21 protein-coding genes and 1 tRNA gene are annotated in these 20784 nt (G+C 67.8%); 13 read left to right on the forward strand and 9 right to left on the reverse strand.

From position 1 onward, the window contains the following. The first annotated feature begins 139 nt into the window (after positions 1-139). From ACFYY7_RS29385 to ACFYY7_RS29405, 5 genes are all read left to right on the forward strand, one after another. Positions 140-625 carry a helix-turn-helix domain-containing protein gene (locus tag ACFYY7_RS29385; RefSeq protein WP_388666132.1) on the forward strand — a complete coding sequence of 162 codons (486 nt, stop codon included), beginning with the start codon at positions 140-142 and terminating at the stop codon, positions 623-625. Positions 626-813: 188 nt separating this feature from the next. Next, positions 814-1029, forward strand: coding sequence for a helix-turn-helix domain-containing protein (locus tag ACFYY7_RS29390; RefSeq protein ID WP_388666135.1), 216 nt, complete (start codon positions 814-816; stop codon positions 1027-1029). Further along, positions 1029-2177, forward strand: coding sequence for a tyrosine-type recombinase/integrase (locus ACFYY7_RS29395; RefSeq protein WP_388666137.1), 1149 nt, complete (start codon positions 1029-1031; stop codon positions 2175-2177). Before ACFYY7_RS29390 ends, ACFYY7_RS29395 begins: the two co-directional genes overlap by 1 nt. Positions 2178-2546: 369 nt before the next feature. Next, on the forward strand, positions 2547-4613 hold the full coding sequence (locus tag ACFYY7_RS29400; RefSeq protein WP_388666140.1) for a GNAT family N-acetyltransferase: 2067 nt from the start codon (positions 2547-2549) through the stop codon (positions 4611-4613). Then, a complete protein-coding gene (locus ACFYY7_RS29405) occupies positions 4610-5089 on the forward strand; it encodes an ASCH domain-containing protein (RefSeq protein WP_351792036.1) in 480 nt (159 codons plus the stop codon). The genes ACFYY7_RS29400 and ACFYY7_RS29405 overlap by 4 nt, the downstream gene beginning before the upstream one ends. 228 nt (positions 5090-5317) lie before the next feature. On the opposite strand, the gene ACFYY7_RS29410 is transcribed toward ACFYY7_RS29405, so the two are convergent. The 3 genes from ACFYY7_RS29410 to ACFYY7_RS29420 form a co-directional block, all read right to left on the reverse strand. After that, positions 5318-5938 (reverse strand): restriction endonuclease, encoded by a 621-nt coding sequence (locus tag ACFYY7_RS29410; RefSeq protein ID WP_388666143.1) that lies wholly within the window; start codon positions 5936-5938, stop codon positions 5318-5320. A gap of 74 nt (positions 5939-6012) precedes the next feature. After that, complete coding sequence (locus ACFYY7_RS29415; protein WP_388666146.1) at positions 6013-6330, reverse strand: hypothetical protein; 318 nt, start codon at positions 6328-6330, stop codon at positions 6013-6015. 389 nt (positions 6331-6719) lie between these two features. After that, positions 6720-6793: transfer RNA gene (locus ACFYY7_RS29420), tRNA-Gly, on the reverse strand. A 466-nt stretch (positions 6794-7259) separates the two neighbouring features. Here ACFYY7_RS29420 and dcd point away from each other — a divergent pair. Then, positions 7260-7835, forward strand: a complete 576-nt coding sequence (dcd, locus tag ACFYY7_RS29425; RefSeq protein WP_072487843.1) for a dCTP deaminase — start codon at positions 7260-7262, stop codon at positions 7833-7835. Positions 7836-7852: 17 nt separating this feature from the next. Then, complete coding sequence (locus tag ACFYY7_RS29430; protein WP_388666148.1) at positions 7853-8356, forward strand: phosphoribosyltransferase; 504 nt, start codon at positions 7853-7855, stop codon at positions 8354-8356. Between the two features lie 39 nt (positions 8357-8395). Here ACFYY7_RS29430 and ACFYY7_RS29435 read toward each other — a convergent pair whose 3' ends face one another. The 5 genes from ACFYY7_RS29435 to ACFYY7_RS29455 all read right to left on the reverse strand — a co-directional run bounded on the left by ACFYY7_RS29435 (position 8396) and on the right by ACFYY7_RS29455 (position 14318). Beyond that, positions 8396-9541 carry an RNA polymerase sigma factor gene (locus tag ACFYY7_RS29435; RefSeq protein WP_388666151.1) on the reverse strand — a complete coding sequence of 382 codons (1146 nt, stop codon included), beginning with the start codon at positions 9539-9541 and terminating at the stop codon, positions 8396-8398. Between the two features lie 31 nt (positions 9542-9572). After that, complete coding sequence (locus ACFYY7_RS29440; protein WP_388666623.1) at positions 9573-9980, reverse strand: YciI family protein; 408 nt, start codon at positions 9978-9980, stop codon at positions 9573-9575. 161 nt (positions 9981-10141) lie between these two features. Then, on the reverse strand, positions 10142-11104 hold the full coding sequence (locus tag ACFYY7_RS29445) for a YIP1 family protein (protein ID WP_388666154.1): 963 nt from the start codon (positions 11102-11104) through the stop codon (positions 10142-10144). 202 nt (positions 11105-11306) lie between these two features. Next, complete coding sequence (locus ACFYY7_RS29450) at positions 11307-13574, reverse strand: (Fe-S)-binding protein (protein ID WP_388666157.1); 2268 nt, start codon at positions 13572-13574, stop codon at positions 11307-11309. A 108-nt stretch (positions 13575-13682) separates the two neighbouring features. Further along, on the reverse strand, positions 13683-14318 hold the full coding sequence (locus tag ACFYY7_RS29455) for a sugar transferase (protein ID WP_388666159.1): 636 nt from the start codon (positions 14316-14318) through the stop codon (positions 13683-13685). Positions 14319-14629: 311 nt separating this feature from the next. Here ACFYY7_RS29455 and dnaK point away from each other — a divergent pair, with 311 nt between their 5' ends. From dnaK to ACFYY7_RS29475, 4 genes are all read left to right on the forward strand, one after another. Continuing rightward, positions 14630-16480, forward strand: a complete 1851-nt coding sequence (dnaK, locus tag ACFYY7_RS29460) for a molecular chaperone DnaK (RefSeq protein ID WP_266731656.1) — start codon at positions 14630-14632, stop codon at positions 16478-16480. Next, positions 16477-17130 (forward strand): nucleotide exchange factor GrpE, encoded by a 654-nt coding sequence (grpE, locus tag ACFYY7_RS29465; RefSeq protein WP_266731657.1) that lies wholly within the window; start codon positions 16477-16479, stop codon positions 17128-17130. The genes dnaK and grpE overlap by 4 nt, the downstream gene beginning before the upstream one ends. Positions 17131-17223: 93 nt before the next feature. Then, entirely contained in the window at positions 17224-18408 is a 1185-nt protein-coding gene (gene dnaJ, locus ACFYY7_RS29470; protein ID WP_388666164.1) for a molecular chaperone DnaJ, read from the forward strand. 1 nt (position 18409) lies between these two features. Then, a complete protein-coding gene (locus ACFYY7_RS29475) occupies positions 18410-18856 on the forward strand; it encodes a heat shock protein transcriptional repressor HspR (RefSeq protein ID WP_072487850.1) in 447 nt (148 codons plus the stop codon). A 102-nt stretch (positions 18857-18958) separates the two neighbouring features. On the opposite strand, the gene ACFYY7_RS29480 is transcribed toward ACFYY7_RS29475, so the two are convergent. Next, on the reverse strand, positions 18959-19945 hold the full coding sequence (locus ACFYY7_RS29480) for a helix-turn-helix transcriptional regulator (RefSeq protein ID WP_388666167.1): 987 nt from the start codon (positions 19943-19945) through the stop codon (positions 18959-18961). Positions 19946-20085: 140 nt separating this feature from the next. Here ACFYY7_RS29480 and ACFYY7_RS29485 point away from each other — a divergent pair, with 140 nt between their 5' ends. Continuing rightward, positions 20086-20445, forward strand: a complete 360-nt coding sequence (locus ACFYY7_RS29485) for a hypothetical protein (RefSeq protein WP_388666170.1) — start codon at positions 20086-20088, stop codon at positions 20443-20445. Then, positions 20442-20762 (forward strand): (2Fe-2S)-binding protein, encoded by a 321-nt coding sequence (locus ACFYY7_RS29490; protein WP_072487853.1) that lies wholly within the window; start codon positions 20442-20444, stop codon positions 20760-20762. Before ACFYY7_RS29485 ends, ACFYY7_RS29490 begins: the two co-directional genes overlap by 4 nt. Positions 20763-20784 lie beyond the last annotated feature (22 nt).

The following is a 20784-nucleotide window of genomic DNA, read 5'->3' on the forward strand; positions in this document are numbered from 1 at the left end:
GCCTGGTGATCAGGACGACAAGAGCCGTATGACGAGAGATCGTCACGTACGGATCTGTGGGAGCCGGAGGGTGCGAATCCCTCCGGCTACCCGACTGCCGCAAAACCGGCGGTGCATCCACTGAACGGGAGGAGGGGCAATGCCGGATGACGAGGGAATCCCCGAGGGGGTACTCCTCAGCGGCGAGGAGAACGCCGCCGTGCGGGTCAAGCTGGAGCGCGAGAAACGCGGCTGGAGCACCACCACGCTGTCCGACCGCATGAACGATGTCGGCTTCGACATGAACCCGTCTGCGGTCTGGCGCATCGAGAACCGCAAGCGTCGAATCAACCTCGACGAGGCCATCGGCTTCGCCGAGATCTTCGGCGTCCCGCTCAGCAACTTCGTCGGGCCGCCCAGCCTGGCGACCAAGGGCCGGGCCATGGAGCTGATCGACAACGTCGTAGCCGCCTACAGAGCCTCCAACCGTGCCAACCACGAGGCACGGAAGGCCCGCGACCAGCTCGACGCCTATCTCGCCGAACACCCGGACATCCGTAAGGAGGCTGACGTGATGGTCTCCAACGCCATCGCCACCGAACTGACGAAGAGCAACGAAGAGTACGGGCCCGCCTCCGACGCATAGCGGCCCACTCCACCTGGCGCAGCGGGAACGCAAACCCACGCTGTGGCCGTCCTGCCCATCCCATCCCTGAACGACACGAGGCCAGGCGCGGGGTTGCCGCTCCATCCGCCGGCCGGAACCGGAGCACTCACTTGCGCCCTTCGGCGATACCGCACGCCCCCGTTCAGCACCCGCGATTGCAGGGGGAGGTGACTACCGACACCCTCCTCACCGTGGAGCAGGCAGCCGAGCGCCTCGGCACCGGCGTGCGCTTCATCCGGCGACTCATCCAGGAGCGCCGTATCCGCTACGTCAAACTCGGCAAGCCTGTACGGATACCCGAGAGCGCCATCGCCGCCTACATCGAGGAGCGCACCGTTCCGACTCTCGGTGACGCGCGCTCCCGCTTCGGGAAGGCCGCCTGATGGCCGCCCGCAAGCCGCAGCGGCGGCGTGAATTCGGCACCGTTCGTCAGCTCCCGTCGGGGCGGTGGCAGGCACGCTACTGGGCCCCGGACGGCAGCCGCCGCACCGCGCCGGAGACCTTCGAGACGCGCACCGACGCCCAGACCTGGCTCACGCTCACCCAGGCCGACATCGAGCGTAAGCACTGGGTGGACCCCGACGCCGGCTCGGTCAACTTCGAGACCTACGCAATGAAGTGGGTCGAGGAGCGCGGGCTCTCCGCCACCACGGAGGAGCTGTACCGAAGGCTCCTGCGCCTGCACCTGCTGCCCGCATTCGCCACGGTGAACCTGGACGCCATCACACCACCGGGCGTGCGTACCTGGCGGGCCGAACGGTTGGCGGCGACCGGTGCGACGACCGTCGCCAAGTCCTACCGCCTCCTCAAGGCCATCATGGAGACGGCGACCGATGACGAGCTGATTCGCCGCAACCCCTGCCGGATCAGGGGCGCCGGCAGCGAGAAGGCCAAGGAACGCCCGACGGCCGCCGTCGAACAGGTCGACGCACTCGCCGACGCCATGGGACCGAGGTGGCGACTGATGGTCTACTTCGGCGCCTACGGGCCCATGCGCCCGGAGGAGCAGGCAGCCCTTCGGCGGCCCGACGTCACGCTCGAACCGCTCGCGGTCAAGATCCGTGACGCTGCACCCGAACTGACCACCGGCCGTCGCGTCGAAGGCGACACCAAGTCGGCCGCCGGACGGCGCACCGTCTTCCTCCCGGCCTTCCTGCACATCGAGGTGAAGCGTCACCTCGACTGGTACGCCGAGAAGGAACCCTGCGGGCTGCTGTTCGTCGGGGAGAAGGGCGCACCCTTCCGCCGGTCCACCTTCGGCCGCAAGTGGCGCAGGGCCCGCGCCCAGGTCGGCCTGCCGGAGGGCTTCCGCTTCTACGACCTCCGGCACACCGGCCACACCCTGTCCACCCAGTCCGGCGCCACGCTCAAGGACACGATGGTCCGCGCCGGCCAGTCCTCGGAGAAGGCGGCACTGATCTACCAGCACTCCGACGGGGAGCGGCAGCGGGAGGTCGCCGACGGCATCGACGCCAGGGTCCGAGCCGCCCGCCAGAAGGCGGTCGCCCAGCCGCCGGCGCGCGAAACCTGAAACGACGGACGGGGCGTGTGGCATCTGCTGCACGCCCCGCAGCGCTCACCCTCAAGGCGTAGTCCGGTGATGTGCGGTCAATGCATCTGCGGCCCCTGACGGCGGGACCATCGGGATTCTCCGCACCGAGCGCGGTCTCGACCAGCGCAGGTGGGCCGCCGTTGACTTTCGCTTCTACGAATCCGGGCCAGCCAGTGGTTTTCCCGATCAGGCCCGCACGCGATCGCCACGCGGGCAATGAAGGTCCTCGCAGCACCGTGCGCCCCTCATGCCCCCTTGAATGCACGAGCTGACTGAGATCAGCTTTCCTTGGATGTACTGACAGGGGAGTTGTGGTCGGTCGCGCCCGGCCCAACTGGAGGGGGAGCAGTGGCGATCAAGTTGGTTTCCGTTTCGCCCGCGCAGGATGAGTTGATCTATAAGGCTATTGCCCTGGGTGATCGCTATACCAGGACACTGGGGCTCCTGAAGCCCCCTGCCTACCGCAAGGCGGCGGAGGACGGCGGCCTTCTAGCCGCCGTCGAAGGGGACGAGGTGATCGGCTACGCGCTGTTCGGACTGCCGAAGAGGAGCGCGCGTATTCGACTTGCGCACCTATGTGTAGCGGAGGAACAGCGCGGCCGGGGAATAGGCCGGAAGCTGGTGGAAGGCATCAGGGAGAGGTATCCGCAACGGCTCGGGATCAAGGCCAAGTGTCGACGGGACTACAACCTGAGTGGGATGTGGCGGAGTCTGGGCTTCGTCCCGGATGGCGAGGTCCGAGGACGTGGCCGTGACGGCGAGATCTTGGACGGTTGGTGGTTGGACCTTGGCCATCCGGACCTGTTCACAGAGATGGAGAGCGACGCGCTCCTGGTGGTAACGGTTGACCACGGCGTGTTCGCTGATCTGCGTGGTCTTACCGACTCAACCGATGCGGAGGAGTCCCGCGCATTGGAAGCCGGCTGGATGGCGGACCTCGTAGAGCTTGCCTACACGCCTCAGCTGGTCCACCAGATCCGGGACCTCACGATCACGGCGGAGCGTCAACACCAGCAGGCGGCCCTGACCGGCCTGCGCAAGCTTTCCCCCGTGTCGGAGGCTGTAGACAGGCGAAGCCGTGAGTTGCTCCAAGCCGCAACGCAGGCCATCCCTGAACTGATCGTCGACGCTGAGCTCCGACTCCGATTTCGGTATGTGGCCGAGACCTCCTGCGCCGGTCTGCAAGTTCTGGCAACCCGTGATCCGTTGCTGTCCCGCCTGACCGATGTGGCCTGGGAGGTTGCCCGCGTTCGTGTCGTCTCACCTTCCACCGTGACACTGCACGTGGACGAGCTGCGGCAGGCCCAGATGTACCGCCCGGCTGATCTGATGGGGACAGAGTTCCGGTCCGGCGAGGTGGCACCGGGGGCGGAGGAGGAACTGGTCGCCTTCTTCAATCAGACGGGTGGCGACGACGGCTCTGCCTTCGCCGAGCGCCTGCGGGCGTTGAACAAGGGCGCGGTCGCCTGGCGTCGCGAGCTGCTCCGGGATGGTCAGGGGCGCCCGGTCGCGCTATACGCATGGGCGTTGGACGGGCGAACCCTGGTTGTCCCCGTACTTCGCACGGCCAGTCATCCGCTGGAGGAGACACTGGCCCGGCAGCTCCTCTTCCTGCTCAAGCGTCTCGGTCGAGATAGCGGTGCCGAGATCATCCGCGTCAGTGATCCGCATCCGTCCGAAGCTGCCAGGTCCGCAGCTGGGGACGACGGTTTCTTCGAACGCAACGGCGAACTCGTCGCCCTCCTCGTGAACGTCTGTGGGACGGCCGCAGAGGTAGGGACAGTGGCAGGCGGCCTTGCCCGCGAACTAACTGTGGATACCACTACGCTCCAGCCTGGCATGCCCGCCGAGTTGGCCTCTGTGGTGGAGCGGGCATGGTGGCCAGTGAAGGTGATCGACTCCGAGCTGCCGTCCTTCCTGGTGCCCATCAAGCCGCGCTGGTCGACCGAGCTCTTCAACGTCCCCGCCATGCTCATTCCGCGGAGTGAAACCCTCGGTATCAGCAGAGAGCACGTGTACTACCGCACTTCGGGTCGCCGCGGGGAGAGCGTCCCTGCTCGGCTGCTCTGGTACGTCAGCGAGGGCGGCTCTCCAAGCGAAGGCCAAATGGTGGTGGGCAGTTCGCGACTTGACGAGGTACTTATCGACACACCTGACGCCCTCTTCTCGAAATTCGAACACCTGGGCGTATATGGTCAGGCTGAGGTCCGAGAAGCGGCTGACGCCTCCGGCCGCGCCATGGCGCTGCGGTTCTCAGACACCGAGATCTTCCCGAAGCCGGTGACGCTGCGACGATTGACCTCGCTGGCCAGGGGGCGAGGGATACCGTGGTCGCCGGGCTCGTTGATCTCGCTGTCCAAGGTCAGCAACGAGCTGTTCCAGGCTGTTTACCAAGAGGGGCACCGAACGACGTGAACGATCCGGAACGCGCGATGCTGCTGTCCGTCCACCCGCGCTTCGCCAACGCGATTCTGGCCGGCAGTAAGACGGTGGAGGTCCGCCGCCAACGTGTCGCCGCGCCTCCCGGAACGCCAGTCCTGCTCTACGCGACCGCGCCCACCATGGCCCTGGTGGGCATGGCGCGTATCGCTTCGATCCATGTGGCCTCGCCCAAGGAGGTCTGGTCGGCGCATCGTACTCAGACAGGAATCACTCGACACGAGTACGACGCCTACATGGATGGGGCTGCCCAAGCGAGCGGGCTGACCTTGGAGGACCCCGTGTCCTTCGACGAGCCGGTGTCGCTCAGCGCGCTGCGTGCGGCGGGAACTTTCCATCCGCCGCAGAGCTACCGCTATTTGAGCAGCGCTGACCTATTCCAGGTATCAGAAGCCGGCCCGGCCGTGGGTAGCGCGCTTCGCCGAGTACTGCCAGATGCGGTTCACGCCTAGCAGGCCGGGGCTCCGAACCGATTGATCGGAGGAGCCCCTTCGCTGCTCATTGGCCGCCGAACACTGCTTGATATGCCGTCTGCCCCTGCTGCACCAGCAGCGTGAGGCCAGCTGGCGTAGTCGTGATTGCGCCCAGGACCTCCAGCCCGCGCAGATATGCAGCCCTGGTCCGCCCACGCTCCGGGTGCTCGTCGGAGGTAGCCACCTCCAGCACCTCGGCGTCCTGGATCAGGAGAGCGAGGTGGGCTTGCGGGGAGGCGGTACAGACCGGAGTAGCTCCCACAGAGGGCGCGAACCGCTGGCCCACTGGGCGAGGAGGTCGCGGTCGACGAGGTGGAGGCTCTGGGACTCGGCGAATTCGAGGGCAGGCTTGGAGAAGCGGCCGTTGGTGAGCATGACCAAAACGTCGCCGCCGTGTACTTGGCGGCCTGTGCCGTTGAGGACGAAAAGATCGGGCGAGCCGACTGCTGATCCCCGTACGCCGTCTTTGCGATGCTTGCACTGGATCACCCAGCGGCGACCGTGGGGATCGGTGGCCTTTACGTCTGCTCCCTGGTCGCCACCCCGGCCAACTTGCTGCGCGTCCCGGCAGCCGTCTCGGTACATCAAGTCTCGTACGGCGTATTCGAACTGGGTGTAGTGCAGGCCATCCAAGTGCTCTGCCGAGTATCGGAGCCCCTGCGCTCGGACGGCATCCCGGTGGGCCTTCTTCCTCTGCAGGTGCACACCGACGGCGCCCGTACCCGCTGCCGCGATGACCGGAAGCGCGAAGACCCACGGGTGTTCGGTCACCCAGGACGCCATGGACGCAATGAGGCTGGACGCCACCGCACCGACCAGGCCGATCATCAACAGAAACTGAAGACCGGAGCCATTCTGCTTACGGGGTCGACTACTCCGGCGACGCCGGACCGGACTCTGGCTCATCGTCCACTCCTCGGGCTGGGAAAGACGATCGGATACGAGACAGTTGGCGTTGGCCGCGCGGCAGGCTTGTCCCACTCGGGCCGCTTGATCGGGTAGACCACCGGCGACTGCTGCTGTTGCTGTGGTTGCTGCCGCGGTAACCGGAACTGCATCGGTTGCGTATCGGCGCCTGTGGTGACGGTGTTGCCGTTGCCAAGGATGAACACCCCGGCCACGACCGCTCCCAGGATGGCAGTCTCCCGGCGGGCGCCGGCTGGGAGACGGGTATGCCTCCTCACCACGGTTCCGTCCGACTTCACGTACTGCTCGATCACGGGCACGGCCGTGTCCCCCATCCAGTTGAGTCATGCCTCCCTGCACAACGGCCCCATGAAAACACTCACCACTGACAACACGTCACGCCATGATTGCCGTGCGTGATCATTTCATGCCATTGCCCGGGCCGCCCGGGTGGTAGGTCTACAGGTGGGGCCGACCTGTCCTTGGTGGATGCGAACTCGTCGCACGAAACTCGCGTGTGGCGCGGATCACCTGGGGCGCGTCTCGTGGTGCGGGGCGGGCGTGCGACGAGTCGACCCACGTAGTGCGTCGCGTGCCCTCTGGGCTGCATATTCGCGCAAGATGGGGCACGCGGAGGGCGCGCAGTCCGGCAAGAGGTCTAGATAACAAAGAAGCCCCGGGCCGTTGGCCTGGGGCTTTCATGTGGAGCGGGTGACGAGAATCGAACTCGCGCTCTGAGCTTGGGAAGCTCATGTTCTACCATTAAACTACACCCGCGAAGCATGCCGCCTCAGCGGCCTCTACCGCTGCACACTGTACCCCATGCCAGGTCCCCGGCGTTTGAGCCGTGGGGCCTTTTTGCTGTGGGGAGAGGGTGGATGCGCGTGCTGCGGGCGGGAGTTGGGGGCGTAGCGTGAGGGGTCGGAGTGCCGTGTGGAGTGGCGTCCCGTTCATCCCCTAATGTGGCGTTCTCGTCCAAGGCTTGTTGGGGAAGGGACTTGATGGACTCCATGGAGCGCACCGTCGTCCGCTGTGCCGAAGGGCACGTTTTCGCTACCGCTTCGTTCCCGATGCAGCATCTCGGGGCCGGGCGGATCGGTCCCGGGCGGCTTATTCGCTGTCCGCGTTGCGCTCGGTTGCGGCATGCCGTGCCCGTGGTGTTCGAGCGGCGGTAACGGCGGTGGCAGGCGCGCGGGTGGTCCCGGATTGGGGTGGGCCCGCGCGTTCTGCGTATCCTCGGGGCGTGCTTCTCTCAGATAAGGACATCCGGGCCGAGATCGACGCCGGACGTGTACGCATTGATCCGTTCGATGCGTCGATGGTGCAGCCCTCGAGCATCGATGTGCGGCTCGACCGCTACTTCCGGGTGTTCGAGAACCACCGCTATCCGCATATCGACCCGGCCGTCGAGCAGGCCGATCTGACGCGCATGGTCGAGCCGGACGGGGACGAGGCGTTCATCCTCCACCCCGGTGAGTTCGTGCTCGCGTCGACCTACGAAGTCATTTCGTTGCCCGACGATCTTGCGTCGCGGCTGGAGGGCAAGAGTTCGCTGGGGCGGCTCGGGCTGGTCACGCATTCGACCGCCGGGTTCATCGACCCCGGTTTCTCCGGGCACGTGACGCTGGAGCTGTCGAATCTCGCGACGCTGCCGATAAAGCTGTGGCCGGGGATGAAGATCGGGCAGCTGTGCATGTTCCGGCTGAGCTCGCCCTCGGAGTTCCCGTACGGCTCCGAGCGGTACGGGTCGCGGTACCAGGGCCAGCGCGGGCCGACGGCGTCGCGTTCCTTCATGAATTTCCATCGGACCCAGGTGTGATTCCCATGAGCGGTGATGTGAACGCGGACGACGTGCGGGAGAACCTGACCTACGAGGGGTTCGGCCGTGCCGTGCGTGAGCTGGCGCAGACCGTGGCGGACGACGGATTCGAGCCCGATGTGGTGCTCAGCATCGCGCGGGGCGGGGTATTCGTCGCCGGCGGGCTCGCCTACGCACTGGACTGCAAGAACATTCACCTGGTCAACGTGGAGTTCTACACCGGGGTGGGCACCACCCTGGAAATGCCGGTCATGCTGGCGCCCGTTCCCAATGCCATCGACTTCTCGGACAAGAAGGTTCTGATCGCCGACGATGTCGCCGATACCGGGAAGACGCTGAAGCTGGTGCGTGATTTCTGTATCGATCATGTCGCCGAGGTGCGCAGCGCGGTCATCTACGAGAAGCCGCATTCGCTGGTGAAGTGCGAATACGTGTGGAAGAAGACCGACCGCTGGATCAACTTCCCGTGGAGTGTGGACAAGCCCGTCGTGCGGCGCAGTGGGCAGGTTCTCGACGCCTGATTCCTCCCGGGCCCGGAGCGGGGTTGCTCAGGGTCGGGGTCAGTGGCGTTGGTGGGTGTTGAGGCGGGCCGCCTGGCGGGTCAGGTGGTCGCGTTCGGGGAGGCTGGGTGCCTTCCGGGCCGCCTCGGCGTAGAGGCGTGCCGCTGTCGACAGGTCGCCGTCGCGTTCGTGGAGGTAGGCCGCCACCGCGGTGTGGCGGGGGAGCGAGTCGTCCAGCGCCGCGAGTGCCGCCAGGCCGGCGCGTGGTCCGTCGGCCTCGCCGATGGCCACCGCGCGGTTGAGGCGGACGACCGGGTTGTCGGTCAGGCGGGCGAGCTCGTCGTACCACTCGACGATCTGCGGCCAGTCGGTCTCCCCGGCGGTGGGCGCGTCGGCGTGGAGGGCCGCGATGGCGGCCTGGGCCTGGAACTCGCCCAGCCGGTCGCGGGCGAGGGCCGCCTGGAGGATGCCGATGCCCTCGACGATCAACGCGGTGTCCCACCGGCTGCGGTCCTGCTCGGCGAGCGGTACGAGGCTGCCGTCCGGTGCGGTCCGGCCGGCGCGCCGGGCGTGGTGGAGCAGCATCAGGGCGAGCAGCCCGGACACCTCGGGGTGGTCGATCACGGTCGCCAGCTGCCGGGTGAGCCGGATGGCCTCGGCGGAGAGGTCGACGTCGCCGGAGTAGCCCTCGTTGAAGACCAGGTACAGGACGCGCAGCACGGTGGCGACATCCCCGGGCCGGTCGAACCGGACGCCGGAGACGGTGCGCTTGGCGCGGCTGATGCGCTGCGCCATGGTCGCCTCGGGCACCAGGTAGGCCCGTGCGATCTGGCGGGTGGTCAGCCCGCCGACGGCGCGCAGTGTGAGGGCGACCGCGGACGACGGGGTCAGCGACGGGTGGGCGCACAGGAAGTAGAGCTGGAGCGTGTCGTCCACCGCGGGCGCCGGTCCGGGCGCCGGTTCCTCGTCGACCAGGTCCTCGCGCCGGCGGCGGGCGGTGTCCGCCCGGGTCGCGTCGAGGAACTTGCGCCAGGCCGCGGTGATCAGCCAGGCCTTCGGGTCGCGGGGTGCGCCGGCCGGCCAGACGCGGACCGCCTCTACCAGCGCGTCCTGGACGGCGTCCTCGGCCGCCGCGAAGTCGGCTCCGCGGCGGACGAGGATGCCGAGCACGCTCGGCGTGAGGCTCCGGAGCAGGGCCTCGTTCATGGATGGGTCCTTCATCGGCGAGCCGGTGCGCTTACTCGGTGATGGTGTGCTCGGCGGTCAGGAACGGGCGCAGCTCCAGCCATTCGTGGATCGGCTTCCCGCCCGCCCCGGGGGCGGCCGACAGCTCCCCGGCCAGCTCCACGGCGCGCTCGTAACTGTCGACGTCGATCACCATCCAGCCGGCGATGAGGTCCTTGGTCTCGGCGAACGGGCCGTCGGCGACCGGCGGGCGCCCCTCGCCGTCGTACCGGACCCACGTCCCCCCGGGGGCGAGCGCCTGGGCGTCGACGAACTCGCCGGTCTTCTCCAGCCGGGCCGCGAAGTCGTTCATGTACTGCACGTGCGCCGTGATCTCCTCCGGCGTCCACTGGTTCATGGGGACGCAGTTCACCGCGTCCGGAGCGCCGCGGTAGTGCTTGAGCATCAGGTACTTGGCCATCGTGTACTCCTCGGTGCTGGTGCGACCCATTCTGGTCGCGTTCACCGCTGGGACGGAGCAGGTCACGGGTTTTCGACATCCGCGTCCGCCTCTGTACGAAGAAACCCCCGGCGGACGGAATGTGCCGGGGGTTTCGTCGTACGAACAGGAGCGGGCCGGCGTCAGATCGTGCCCAGCTTGATGATCGACAGCAGCGCGATCAGCTGGATCGCGGACGCGCCCAGCGCCTTCGGCCACGGCAGGTCGTGCGACTTGCTCACCATCGAGGTGAAGAGGGCGGCCGAGGCCAGCCAGGTGACCCAGCCGAGGATCTGGACCAGGGAGTTCTCGCCGCCGAGGAAGACCGCGAAAATCAGGCGGGGCGCGTCCGTGATCGACATGATCAGCATGGACAGGCCCACCGTCGGCTGCCACGCGCCGTCGCCGCCGAGCTGGCGGGCGAGGGTGTGCGTGACCGCGCCCAGGACCAGGCCGCCGATGACGAAGCCGATGCCCGTGATGACGACGTAGGGCACCGCTGTGGAGATCGTCGCGTGGATCGCGTCGTCCCGGGCCTGGTCGAAGCCGAAGAGCGCGAGCAGGCCGTACAGGAACGTGACGATGAGCGCCGGGCCCCAGACGGGGTAGTCGCGCATCTGCCAGAACGTCGGTCCCGGGCGGAGCACGATGCCGGTGAGCAGCTCCTTCCACGGCAGCCGGGGGCCTGCGGGCTGGGCGGGGGCCTGGCCGGCGCGGTAGGTGTCGCCGGGGCCGTACGGGTCCTCGCCGATGCTGAACGCCTGCGTATGGCCCGGGGAGTTGGCGTACGGGTCGCCGTGCTGGGGGGAGCCGTGGGGGCTCTGGGGGTGCTGGGGGTGGTTGTACGGGTCGCCGAAGTACTCCGGTTCGCCGTGACCACCACCGTGACCGCCACCATCGCCGGCGCCGTTGTAGCCGCCGTGGCCGCCGCCGTTGTAACCGCCGTTGTTGTACGGCGGCGGGGCCGCGTTGCCTCCTGCCGGTGGCCAGGGCTGTTGACCGTACGGCGGCGGTGCCTGTGTGCCGTACGGCTGCTGCCGCGGTTGCTGTTGCGCTTGCTGCGGGGTGCGGTTGTCCCGGCCGCGTCCGATCCTGAATCCAGCCACGTCGTCGAACGTACCTGGTCCGGGCCGGTGCGGTCAGGGGGCCTGGGGAACCTGCCCGCCATTGCCGCCGAGCTGTGACATCCCCTAGGGGAACCCCGGGGGGACAGCCCCAGGACGGCGGGGCGGTCGGGTACGGAAAGCGGAAGCGGCCGGTCCCGCCCCCTGGGCAGGTCCGGCCGCTTCCGTCGTGCGGCTCGCCGGGTTACTTCACCGGCTCCGGCTCCGGCGCGTCCGCCGCCTCCGCCTCACCGGCCGGGTCGGCCGGGGTCTTCACGGAGTCCAGCAGCAGCTGCGACACGTCGACCACCTGGATCGACTCCTTGGCCTTGCCGTCGTTCTTCTTGCCGTTGACCGAGTCGGTCAGCATGACCAGGCAGAACGGGCAGGCGGTGGAGACGATGTCGGGGTTGAGGGACAGAGCCTCGTCGACGCGCTCGTTGTTGATGCGCTTGCCGATCCGCTCCTCCATCCACATCCGGGCACCACCGGCGCCGCAGCAGAAGCCGCGCTCCTTGTGGCGGTGCATCTCCTCGTTCCGGAGGCCCGGGACCTTCGCGATGATCTCGCGCGGCGGGGTGTAGATCTTGTTGTGACGGCCCAGGTAGCACGGGTCGTGGTACGTGATCAGGCCCTCGACCGGGGTCACCGGGATCAGCTTGCCCTCGTCGATGAGGTGCTGGAGCAGCTGGGTGTGGTGGATGACCTCGTACTCGCCGCCGAGCTGCGGGTACTCGTTGGCGATGGTGTTGAAGCAGTGCGGGCAGGTCGCGACGATCTTCTTCGACGACTTCGGCTTCTTCGTCTCCGGCTCGTCGTCGTCCTCGCCGAACGCCATGTTCAGCATCGCGACGTTCTCCTGGCCGAGCTGCTGGAACAGCGGCTCGTTGCCCAGGCGGCGGGCGGAGTCACCGGTGCACTTCTCGTCGCCGCCCATGATCGCGAACTTGACGCCCGCGATGTGCAGCAGCTCCGCGAAGGCCTTGGTGGTCTTCTTCGCCCGGTCCTCCAGGGCGCCCGCGCAGCCGACCCAGTACAGGTAGTCGATCTCCGTGAGGTCCTCGACGTCCTTGCCGACGATCGGGACCTCGAAGTCGACCTCCTTGGTCCACTCGACGCGCTGCTTCTTCGCCAGGCCCCAGGGGTTGCCCTTCTTCTCCAGGTTCTTGAGCATCGTGCCCGCCTCGGACGGGAACGCGGACTCGATCATCACCTGGTAGCGGCGCATGTCGACAATGTGGTCGATGTGCTCGATGTCGACCGGGCACTGCTCCACGCACGCACCGCAGGTGGTGCAGGACCACAGCACGTCCGGGTCGATGACGCCGTTCTCCTCGGCCGTGCCGATCAGCGGGCGCTCGGCCTCGGCGAGAGCGGCGGCCGGGACGTCCTTGAGCTGTTCCTCGGACGCCTTCTCGTTGCCTTCCATGTCCTTGCCGCCGCCGGCCAGCAGGTACGGGGCCTTGGCGTGCGCGTGGTCGCGCAGGGACATGATCAGGAGCTTGGGGGAGAGCGGCTTGCCGGTGTTCCAGGCGGGGCACTGCGACTGGCAGCGGCCGCACTCGGTGCAGGTGGAGAAGTCGAGCAGGCCCTTCCAGGAGAAGTGCTCGATCTGCGAGACGCCGTAGACGTCGTCCTCGCCCGGGTCCTCGAAGTCGATCTCCTTGCCGCCCGACGTCATCGGCAGCAGCTCGCCGAGCGAGGTCTCGCCCTTGGCGTTGCGCTTGAACCAGATGTTCGGGAAGGCCAGGAAGCGGTGCCAGGCGACACCCATGTCCTGCTTCAGGGCGACCGTGATCATCCAGATGAAGGAGGTCGCGATCTTCAGGCCGGCGAAGAAGTAGGTGAGGTTCTGGAGGGTGGAGAGGTCCATGCCCTCCAGCCAGTTGACGACCGGGTACGAGATGAAGAAGGAGGACTCGTAGCTGTCGACGTGGTGCTGCGCGCCTTCGAGGGCGTGCAGCATGAAGATGCAGACGCCGACGATGAGGATGACGGCCTCGACGAAGTACGCCTGGCCGAAGTTGGACCCGGCGAAGCGGGACTTGCGTCCCGGCTTGCGCGGGTGGGCCAGCTGCCGGATCACGATCAGGGTCAGGATGCCGAGCACGGTCATCGTGCCGATGAACTCGACGAAGACGTTGTACGGTGCCCAGTCACCGATGATCGGCAGGAGCCAGTCGGCCTTGAAGAGCTGGCCGATGGCGTTGACGATCGTCAGCAGCAGCGAGAAGAAGCCCACCGCCACGAACCAGTGCGCGACACCGACGATGCCCCAGCGGTTCATCCGGGTGTGGCCGAGGAACTCCCTGGCCACGGTGACGGTGCGCTGTGCGGGCTCGTCCGTGCGGGTGCCGGCGGGCACGTTCTGGCCGAGCCGCATGAAGTTGTAGATCTGCAGGAGGGCGCGGAGGAACAGGGCCACGCCGACCACGATCAGAACCAGCGACACGATGATCGCGGCGAGTTGCATTTGGGGGCTCCTCGGGCCTGCGAGGGTGGGGAGGGTCGGATCCAGCGTCAATGAGACGAGTACTGGTCGATTATCGGTGATCGCAGTGCTTACTAAGCAGTAACTTAATTAGTCTGTGCTGACAGTACCCACTTCTTCCGTCGCGCTGTAGCCGGATGGGCGGTGATCTGTGTCGCTCAGGCGCGCCTTTCCGCGCCGCGTGAGCCCGCGGGCCGCCTCGCGCAGCGGAGCGTGCACGGCCCTCGCCAGGATGGCCAGGTCCAGCCCCATCCCGTGGTGCTCGGCGTAGTGCTGGTCGAGCAGGTCCGGCTCGTACCACGGCATTCCTGAGCGGGAGTGCACCTGCGCCAGGCCCGTCAGGCCGGGTTTCAGTTCCTGCCGCCAGTGTGCCGCGGCGGGGTCGGCGTCGTCCGGGGCCAGGGGTTCCGGGCCGACCAGGGAGAGGTCTCCCCGTACGACGTGCGGCAGCCGGGAGAGCAGGTCCAGCCGCAGGTGCCGGGTGCGCAGTGAGCGCAGTACGAAGACGTGGCCGTTCAGGCCGATCCGGGGCGAGCGGGTCAGTACGCCGCCGGGGGGTCTGCGCGCCGCGAGGGCGAGGGCGCCCGCGGCGAGCAGGGGGGAGGTCAGGGTCAGGAGGGCCGAGCCGAGGGTCACGTCCAGTACGCGCTTGGCCGGCGGGCGCTCCCACTGTCGTGCGCGTGCCCGTGCCCGTGTCCGTCCCCGTCCCCGTCTCTGTGTCTGCATCGTTCGCACCTGCCTGGGGTCGCAGCGGATCGAATGCCGGTTTTACGTGATTCGCGGCATTTTGTGACATAACGATCCCATGGGGCGATGATGGGGGCGGGCTGCGCCGCCCGGGGGTGGGGGAGTGTTGTGTGCGGGGCGGGGGGTGAGTCGTGTGGCGGTCGGGGTGGCCGCAGGGCTGGGGAATCGTGGGGCGCGCGGAGTCTGTGCACGATAGTTGAGTCGCCTCGACTCAGGTCTGTTGACAGTGAGGCGGGGGTCGTGCATCCTTGAGTCAGATCCACTCAAGTAGTCAAGCTGGAGGAATTGAAATGGCACGTGCGGTCGGCATCGACCTGGGCACGACTAACTCCGTCGTCAGCGTTCTCGAAGGCGGCGAGCCCACCGTCATCACCAACGCAGAGGGCGCCAGGACCACGCCGTCCGTCGTCGCCTTCGCGAAGAACGGCGAGGTGCTGGTCGGCGAGGTCGCCAAGCGCCAGGCAGTGACCAACGTCGACAGGACGATCCGCTCGGTCAAGCGCCACATGGGCACCGACTGGAAGATCGACCTGGACGGCAAGAGCTTCAACCCGCAGCAGATGAGCGCCTTCATCCTGCAGAAGCTGAAGCGCGACGCCGAGTCGTACCTGGGCGAGAAGGTGACCGACGCGGTCATCACCGTCCCCGCGTACTTCAACGACTCCGAGCGTCAGGCGACCAAGGAGGCCGGCGAGATCGCGGGCCTGAACGTCCTGCGCATCGTCAACGAGCCGACCGCCGCCGCGCTGGCGTACGGGCTCGACAAGGACGACCAGACGATCCTCGTCTTCGACCTCGGTGGCGGCACCTTCGACGTGTCGCTCCTGGAGATCGGTGACGGCGTCGTCGAGGTGAAGGCCACCAACGGTGACAACCACCTCGGTGGTGACGACTGGGACCAGCGCGTCGTCGACTACCTGGTGAAGCAGTTCGCCAACGGGCACGGCGTGGACCTGTCCAAGGACAAGATGGCTCTCCAGCGTCTGCGCGAGGCCGCGGAGAAGGCGAAGATCGAGCTCTCGTCCTCGACCGAGACCACGATCAACCTGCCCTACATCACGGCGTCCGCCGAGGGCCCGCTGCACCTGGACGAGAAGCTCACGCGCTCGCAGTTCCAGCAGCTCACGGCCGACCTCCTGGACCGCTGCAAGAGCCCGTTCCACAACGTCATCAAGGACGCGGGCATCCAGCTCTCCGAGATCGACCACGTCGTTCTCGTCGGTGGCTCCACCCGTATGCCGGCCGTCGCCGAGCTCGTCAAGGAGCTGACCGGTGGCCAGGAGGCCAACAAGGGTGTGAACCCGGACGAGGTCGTCGCCATCGGCGCCTCGCTCCAGGCCGGTGTCCTCAAGGGCGAGGTCAAGGACGTACTGCTCCTCGACGTCACCCCGCTGTCCCTCGGTATCGAGACCAAGGGCGGCATCATGACCAAGCTCATCGAGCGCAACACCACGATCCCGACCAAGCGGTCCGAGATCTTCACGACGGCCGAGGACAACCAGCCGTCCGTGCAGATCCAGGTCTACCAGGGCGAGCGCGAGATCGCGGCGTACAACAAGAAGCTCGGGATGTTCGAGCTGACCGGCCTGCCGCCGGCCCCGCGTGGCGTCCCGCAGATCGAGGTCGCGTTCGACATCGACGCGAACGGCATCATGCACGTCGCCGCCAAGGACCTCGGCACCGGCAAGGAGCAGAAGATGACCGTCACCGGCGGCTCCTCGCTGCCGAAGGACGAGGTCAACCGGATGCGTGAGGAGGCCGAGCAGTACGCGGAGGAGGACCACCGCCGCCGCGAGGCCGCCGAGTCGCGCAACCAGGGCGAGCAGCTCGTCTACCAGACGGAGAAGTTCCTCAAGGACAACGAGGACAAGGTCCCCGCTGACGTGAAGACGGAGGTGGAGACCGCGCTCACCGAGCTGAAGGAGAAGCTCAAGGGCGAGGACACCGCCGAGATCCGTACCGCCACCGAGAAGGTCGCGGCCGTCTCGCAGAAGCTCGGCCAGGCGATGTACGCCAACGCCCAGGCCGACGGCGCCCCGCAGGGCGACCCGCAGCCGGGTGCCCAGGCCAAGGCCGACGACGACGTCGTCGACGCCGAGATCGTGGACGACGAGAAGGACGCCAAGGGCGGTGCGGTGTGACCGAGGAGACTCCGGGTTTCGAGGAGAAGCCCGACGTCCCCTCCGGCGCCACCCCTGACGGAGCTGAGCCGAAGGACGCCTCTTCCTCCTCTTCGGAGGAGGGGGCGGCCCCGGCCGGGGACGCAGTACAGACAGTCGGCCTGACGGCCCAGCTGGACCAGGTCCGCACCGCGCTCAACGAGCGCACGGGCGACCTCCAGCGGCTCCAGGCCGAGTACCAGAACTATCGCCGCCGGGTCGAGCGGGACCGGGCCACGGTCAAGGAGATCGCGGTCGCGGGTCTCCTGTCCGAGCTCCTGCCCGTGCTCGACGACGTCGGCCGGGCCCGGGACCACGGAGAGCTCGTGGGCGGGTTCAAGTCGGTGGCCGAATCCCTGGAGACGGTCGTCGCCAAGCTGGGCCTGCAGCAGTTCGGCAAGGAGGGCGAGCCCTTCGACCCGACGATCCACGAAGCCCTGATGCACTCGTACGCGCCGGATGTCACCGAGACGACCTGCGTGGCGATCCTGCAGCCGGGGTATCGGATCGGCGAGCGCACCATCCGCCCCGCGCGGGTGGCGGTGGCCGAACCCCAGCCGGGTGCGACACCGGCCGCAACGAAGGAAGAGAAGGCAACCGACGAGGAGAGCGGTGGCACCGAGGAGGTCTGACATTCCGTCCGACCACCTCGCGGCCCACCGCCCGGCCATGCGACCGGCCCACGGGCCGGTCGCATGGCCGATCGTCCGGAAGGAGGGACGTCGATGAGCACGAAGGACTTCGTCGAGAAGGACTACTACAAGGTCCTCGGCGTCCCCAAGGACGCCACCGACGCCGAGATCAAGAAGGCGTACCGGAAGCTCGCCCGCGAGTTCCACCCGGACGCCAACAAGGGCGACGGCAAGGCCGAGGAGCGCTTCAAGGAGATCTCCGAGGCGAACGACGTCCTCGGTGACAGCAAGAAGCGCAAGGAGTACGACGAGGCACGCGCCCTCTTCGGCAACGGCGGCTTCCGGGCCGGACCCGGTGGCGCGGGAGGCAACTTCAACTTCGACCTCGGCGACCTCTTCGGAGGCGCCCAGGGCGGGGGCCAGGGCGGCGCGGCCGGCGGTTTCGGCGGCGGCGGCCTGGGCGATGTCTTCGGCGGCCTGTTCAACCGGGGCGGTACGGGGACACGGGTGCAGCCGCGTCGCGGCCAGGACATCGAGTCCGAGGTGACGCTCAGCTTCACCGAGGCCGTCGAGGGGGCCACGGTCCCGCTGCGGATGTCCAGCCAGGCGCCCTGCAAGGCGTGTTCCGGCACCGGCGACAAGAACGGCACCCCCAGGGTCTGCCAGACCTGCCTCGGCACCGGCCAGGTCTCGCGCGGCACCGGCGGCGGCTTCTCGCTCACCGACCCCTGCGTGGACTGCAAGGGCCGGGGCCTCATCGCCCAGGACCCGTGCGATGTCTGCAAGGGCAGCGGACGGGCGAAGTCCTCCAAGACCATGCAGGTCAGGATTCCGGCGGGCGTCTCGGACAACCAGCGGATCCGGCTGCGCGGCAAGGGCGGTCCGGGCGAGCGCGGCGGACCGGCCGGCGATCTGTACGTCGTGGTCCACGTCGACGCCCACCCGGTCTTCGGCCGCAGGGGCGACAACCTCACGGTCACCGTGCCCGTCGACTTCACGGAGGCGGCACTCGGCGGCGAGGTGAAGGTGCCCACGCTCGGCGGTCCGGCGGTCACGCTGAAACTGCCCCCGGGCACTCCCAACGGGCGCACGATGCGCGCCCGCGGCAAGGGCGCCGTACGCAAGGACGGCACCCGGGGCGACCTGCTGGTCACCGTCGAGGTGAAGGTGCCGGGCGACCTCAGCAACGAGGCCAGGGACGCCCTGGAGGCCTACCGGAAGGCGACCGCGGGCCAGGACCCGCGGGCGGAGCTGTTCCAGGCAGCGAAGGGAGCTTGAGGTGGACGGCCGACGACGCAATCCGTACGAACTGACCGATGAATCCCCGGTGTACGTGATCTCGATCGCGGCCCAGCTCTCGGGCCTGCACCCGCAGACACTGCGCCAGTACGACCGTCTCGGCCTCGTCTCGCCCGATCGCACGGCCGGGCGCGGCAGGCGCTACTCGGCCCGCGACATCGAGCTGTTGCGCACCGTGCAGCAGCTGTCGCAGGACGAGGGCATCAACCTCGCCGGTATCAAGCGCATCATCGAGCTGGAGAACCAGGTTGCCGCGCTCCAGCAGCGCGTCGCCGAGCTCTCGGCGGCAGTGGACGGCGCGGCACAGGCGATGCAGCAGCGCGAGGCCCAGGTGCACGCCTCGTACCGGCGCGATCTGGTGCCGTATCAGGACGTCCAGCAGACCAGCGCGCTGGTGGTCTGGCGGCCGAAGCGGCCGAAGGACTGAACGCGGGGCCTCAAGGGCCGGGGAGGCGGCTCACGGGCCGGTTCCCCGGCCCTTTGCCGTACACCGCCGCGAACCGGTGAAGCCGCTCGCGGGGCGGGGCCCTCAGCGCTGCTCCTCCTCCAGCATCCCCGACCGTGCTATCAGATAGCCGAGCTGGGCCCGGCTGTTGCTGCCGAGCGCGGCGGCGAGCTTGGCGACGTGGGCCCGGCAGGTGCGGACGTTCATGCCGAGGCGGCGGGCGATGGAGTCGTCCACATGGCCCTCCACGAGGAGCTGGGCGATGGAGCGCTGCACCCCGCTGATGCCCAGGGAGGTCGGTTCGTACTTGACCTCCTCCCGCAGGGGAGCCGCTCTGGTCCAGAGCTGCTCGAACACGTTGGCCAGGTACTCGACCAGCCCGGGATGGCGTAGTTCCAGGGCGACTTGGTCGTCGTCGCTGGCCGGGATGAAGGCGACGGTCCGGTCGAACACGATCAGGCGGCCGATGAGCTCTTCGAGCGTGCGTATCTCCATGTTGTCGTCGGCCATGCGTTCCGCGTACGCGAGCGTGCTGGGGCTGTGGCGAGCGGTGTGCTGGTAGAGGGTGCGGATGCCGACGCCGCGGTGGACGACGGACAGGCCGCGCTCCAGCGACTTGCTGAGACGGTCCTCGCTGCGGCCGCCGCCGGGCTGGACGGTGAGCACTTCGGTGCGGCACTCTGCGGTGGCGAGATCGAGGGCCGCGTTGATCCGGTTCACGCCCTCCAGCACGGTGATGGCGTGGGTGCTGGGCGGTCCCAGAGTGCTGATGTCCATGAACGGCTCGAACGACTCCGTCAGTTCGACCGAGTGCCGGCGCCGTTCCAGGATCTCGCGCTCGATGGGATGCAGATGTTGTGCGAGAGCGGTGGACGGCGGAACGGGCCGGAGCCAGGCCGGGTCGTCCGGATCGGGATGCAGAAGCGCGAACTCCATCAGGCAGGGCGCCGGTTCCACTTCGGCGCGGGCGATGCGTCCCAGCCGCAAAGCACTGGCGTAAAGCCCTGCTCCCGCGTCGCACAGTTCGGTGATCCCATGAGAATGTGTCGGCTTTGTGTTGCTTGTGGTCATATCGTCACCCCCCAGGTTCCTGAACATGCAAGAACATGATGCATCTACGCGGTGGTGCTTGCGTGCCCAGGTGAGACATCGTCTTAGGTGCGGGGGAGAAGAATCCACAAGTGAGGACGAAGCCGACTATGTATAAGCGAATGCATCGCTCGGCGCTTGCCGTCTCGTTCGTCGCGGCCCTGGGGGTCGGGCTGGTGGGCGGCAGCGACATTGGCTGGAGCGAGGACAGCGTTGCCGGTGGCGACATCGGGTGGGCCGTCCAGGCCGCAGCCGACGGTGACATCGGCTGGGTCTCGCCCGCCAAGTCGTCCGACATCGGGTGGGTCGTCCAGGCCTCGGCCAACGGTGACATCGGTTGGCCGGTCGCACCTTCCAAGTCGTCCGACATCGGCTGGGTCTCGCCCGCCAAGTCGTCCGACATCGGCTGGGTCTCGCCTGCCGACATCGGCTGGGTCTCGCCCACCGGTACCGGCTCCGCCACGGCCCGCACGGGCGCATGACCATCCCGCCGGACGACCGGACCTTCCGGCGAGAGATGGCCACGGCCTACCGATCAGGCTGGCATTTCATCGATCTCGTCACTGCCATCCCCCACTGTGGCGACTCGTTGATGGTCACTCTGTTCGGCGACCCCATCGTTGTCGCACGTGAAGAAGACGACGAAGTACGCGCGTACCGCTGCCTCCGCAAGCCGCGTGGAGCCCCGCAGCCCGTTCGCTGCGCGATCCGGTACGACATGATCTTCGTCAACCTCGACCGGCGGGACCACCAGCTGTTCGAGCCAGAGACTATTTCCGCCACCCCCCGCAGTGCCTGAGCGATCCCCCGTCGTTCCATGT

The organism is Streptomyces sp. NPDC001933 (assembly GCF_042890955.1).
Lineage (GTDB): Bacteria > Actinomycetota > Actinomycetes > Streptomycetales > Streptomycetaceae > Streptomyces.

Coding starts and splice junctions, on each gene's coding strand:
- ACFYY7_RS29410 (WP_388666143.1), bottom strand. CDS start 5,938: ATGATCGGCCTGGTCGGTGCGGTGGCGTCCAGCCTCATTGCGTCCATG.
- ACFYY7_RS29435 (WP_388666151.1), bottom strand. CDS start 9,541: ATGAACGAGGCCCTGCTCCGGAGCCTCACGCCGAGCGTGCTCGGCATC.
- dnaJ (WP_388666164.1), top strand. CDS start 17,224: ATGAGCACGAAGGACTTCGTCGAGAAGGACTACTACAAGGTCCTCGGC.
- ACFYY7_RS29395 (WP_388666137.1), top strand. CDS start 1,029: ATGGCCGCCCGCAAGCCGCAGCGGCGGCGTGAATTCGGCACCGTTCGT.
- ACFYY7_RS29490 (WP_072487853.1), top strand. CDS start 20,442: ATGACCATCCCGCCGGACGACCGGACCTTCCGGCGAGAGATGGCCACG.
- ACFYY7_RS29385 (WP_388666132.1), top strand. CDS start 140: ATGCCGGATGACGAGGGAATCCCCGAGGGGGTACTCCTCAGCGGCGAG.
- dnaK (WP_266731656.1), top strand. CDS start 14,630: ATGGCACGTGCGGTCGGCATCGACCTGGGCACGACTAACTCCGTCGTC.
- ACFYY7_RS29455 (WP_388666159.1), bottom strand. CDS start 14,318: ATGCAGACACAGAGACGGGGACGGGGACGGACACGGGCACGGGCACGC.
- ACFYY7_RS29485 (WP_388666170.1), top strand. CDS start 20,086: ATGCATCGCTCGGCGCTTGCCGTCTCGTTCGTCGCGGCCCTGGGGGTC.
- ACFYY7_RS29480 (WP_388666167.1), bottom strand. CDS start 19,945: ATGACCACAAGCAACACAAAGCCGACACATTCTCATGGGATCACCGAA.
- ACFYY7_RS29440 (WP_388666623.1), bottom strand. CDS start 9,980: ATGGCCAAGTACCTGATGCTCAAGCACTACCGCGGCGCTCCGGACGCG.
- ACFYY7_RS29450 (WP_388666157.1), bottom strand. CDS start 13,574: ATGCAACTCGCCGCGATCATCGTGTCGCTGGTTCTGATCGTGGTCGGC.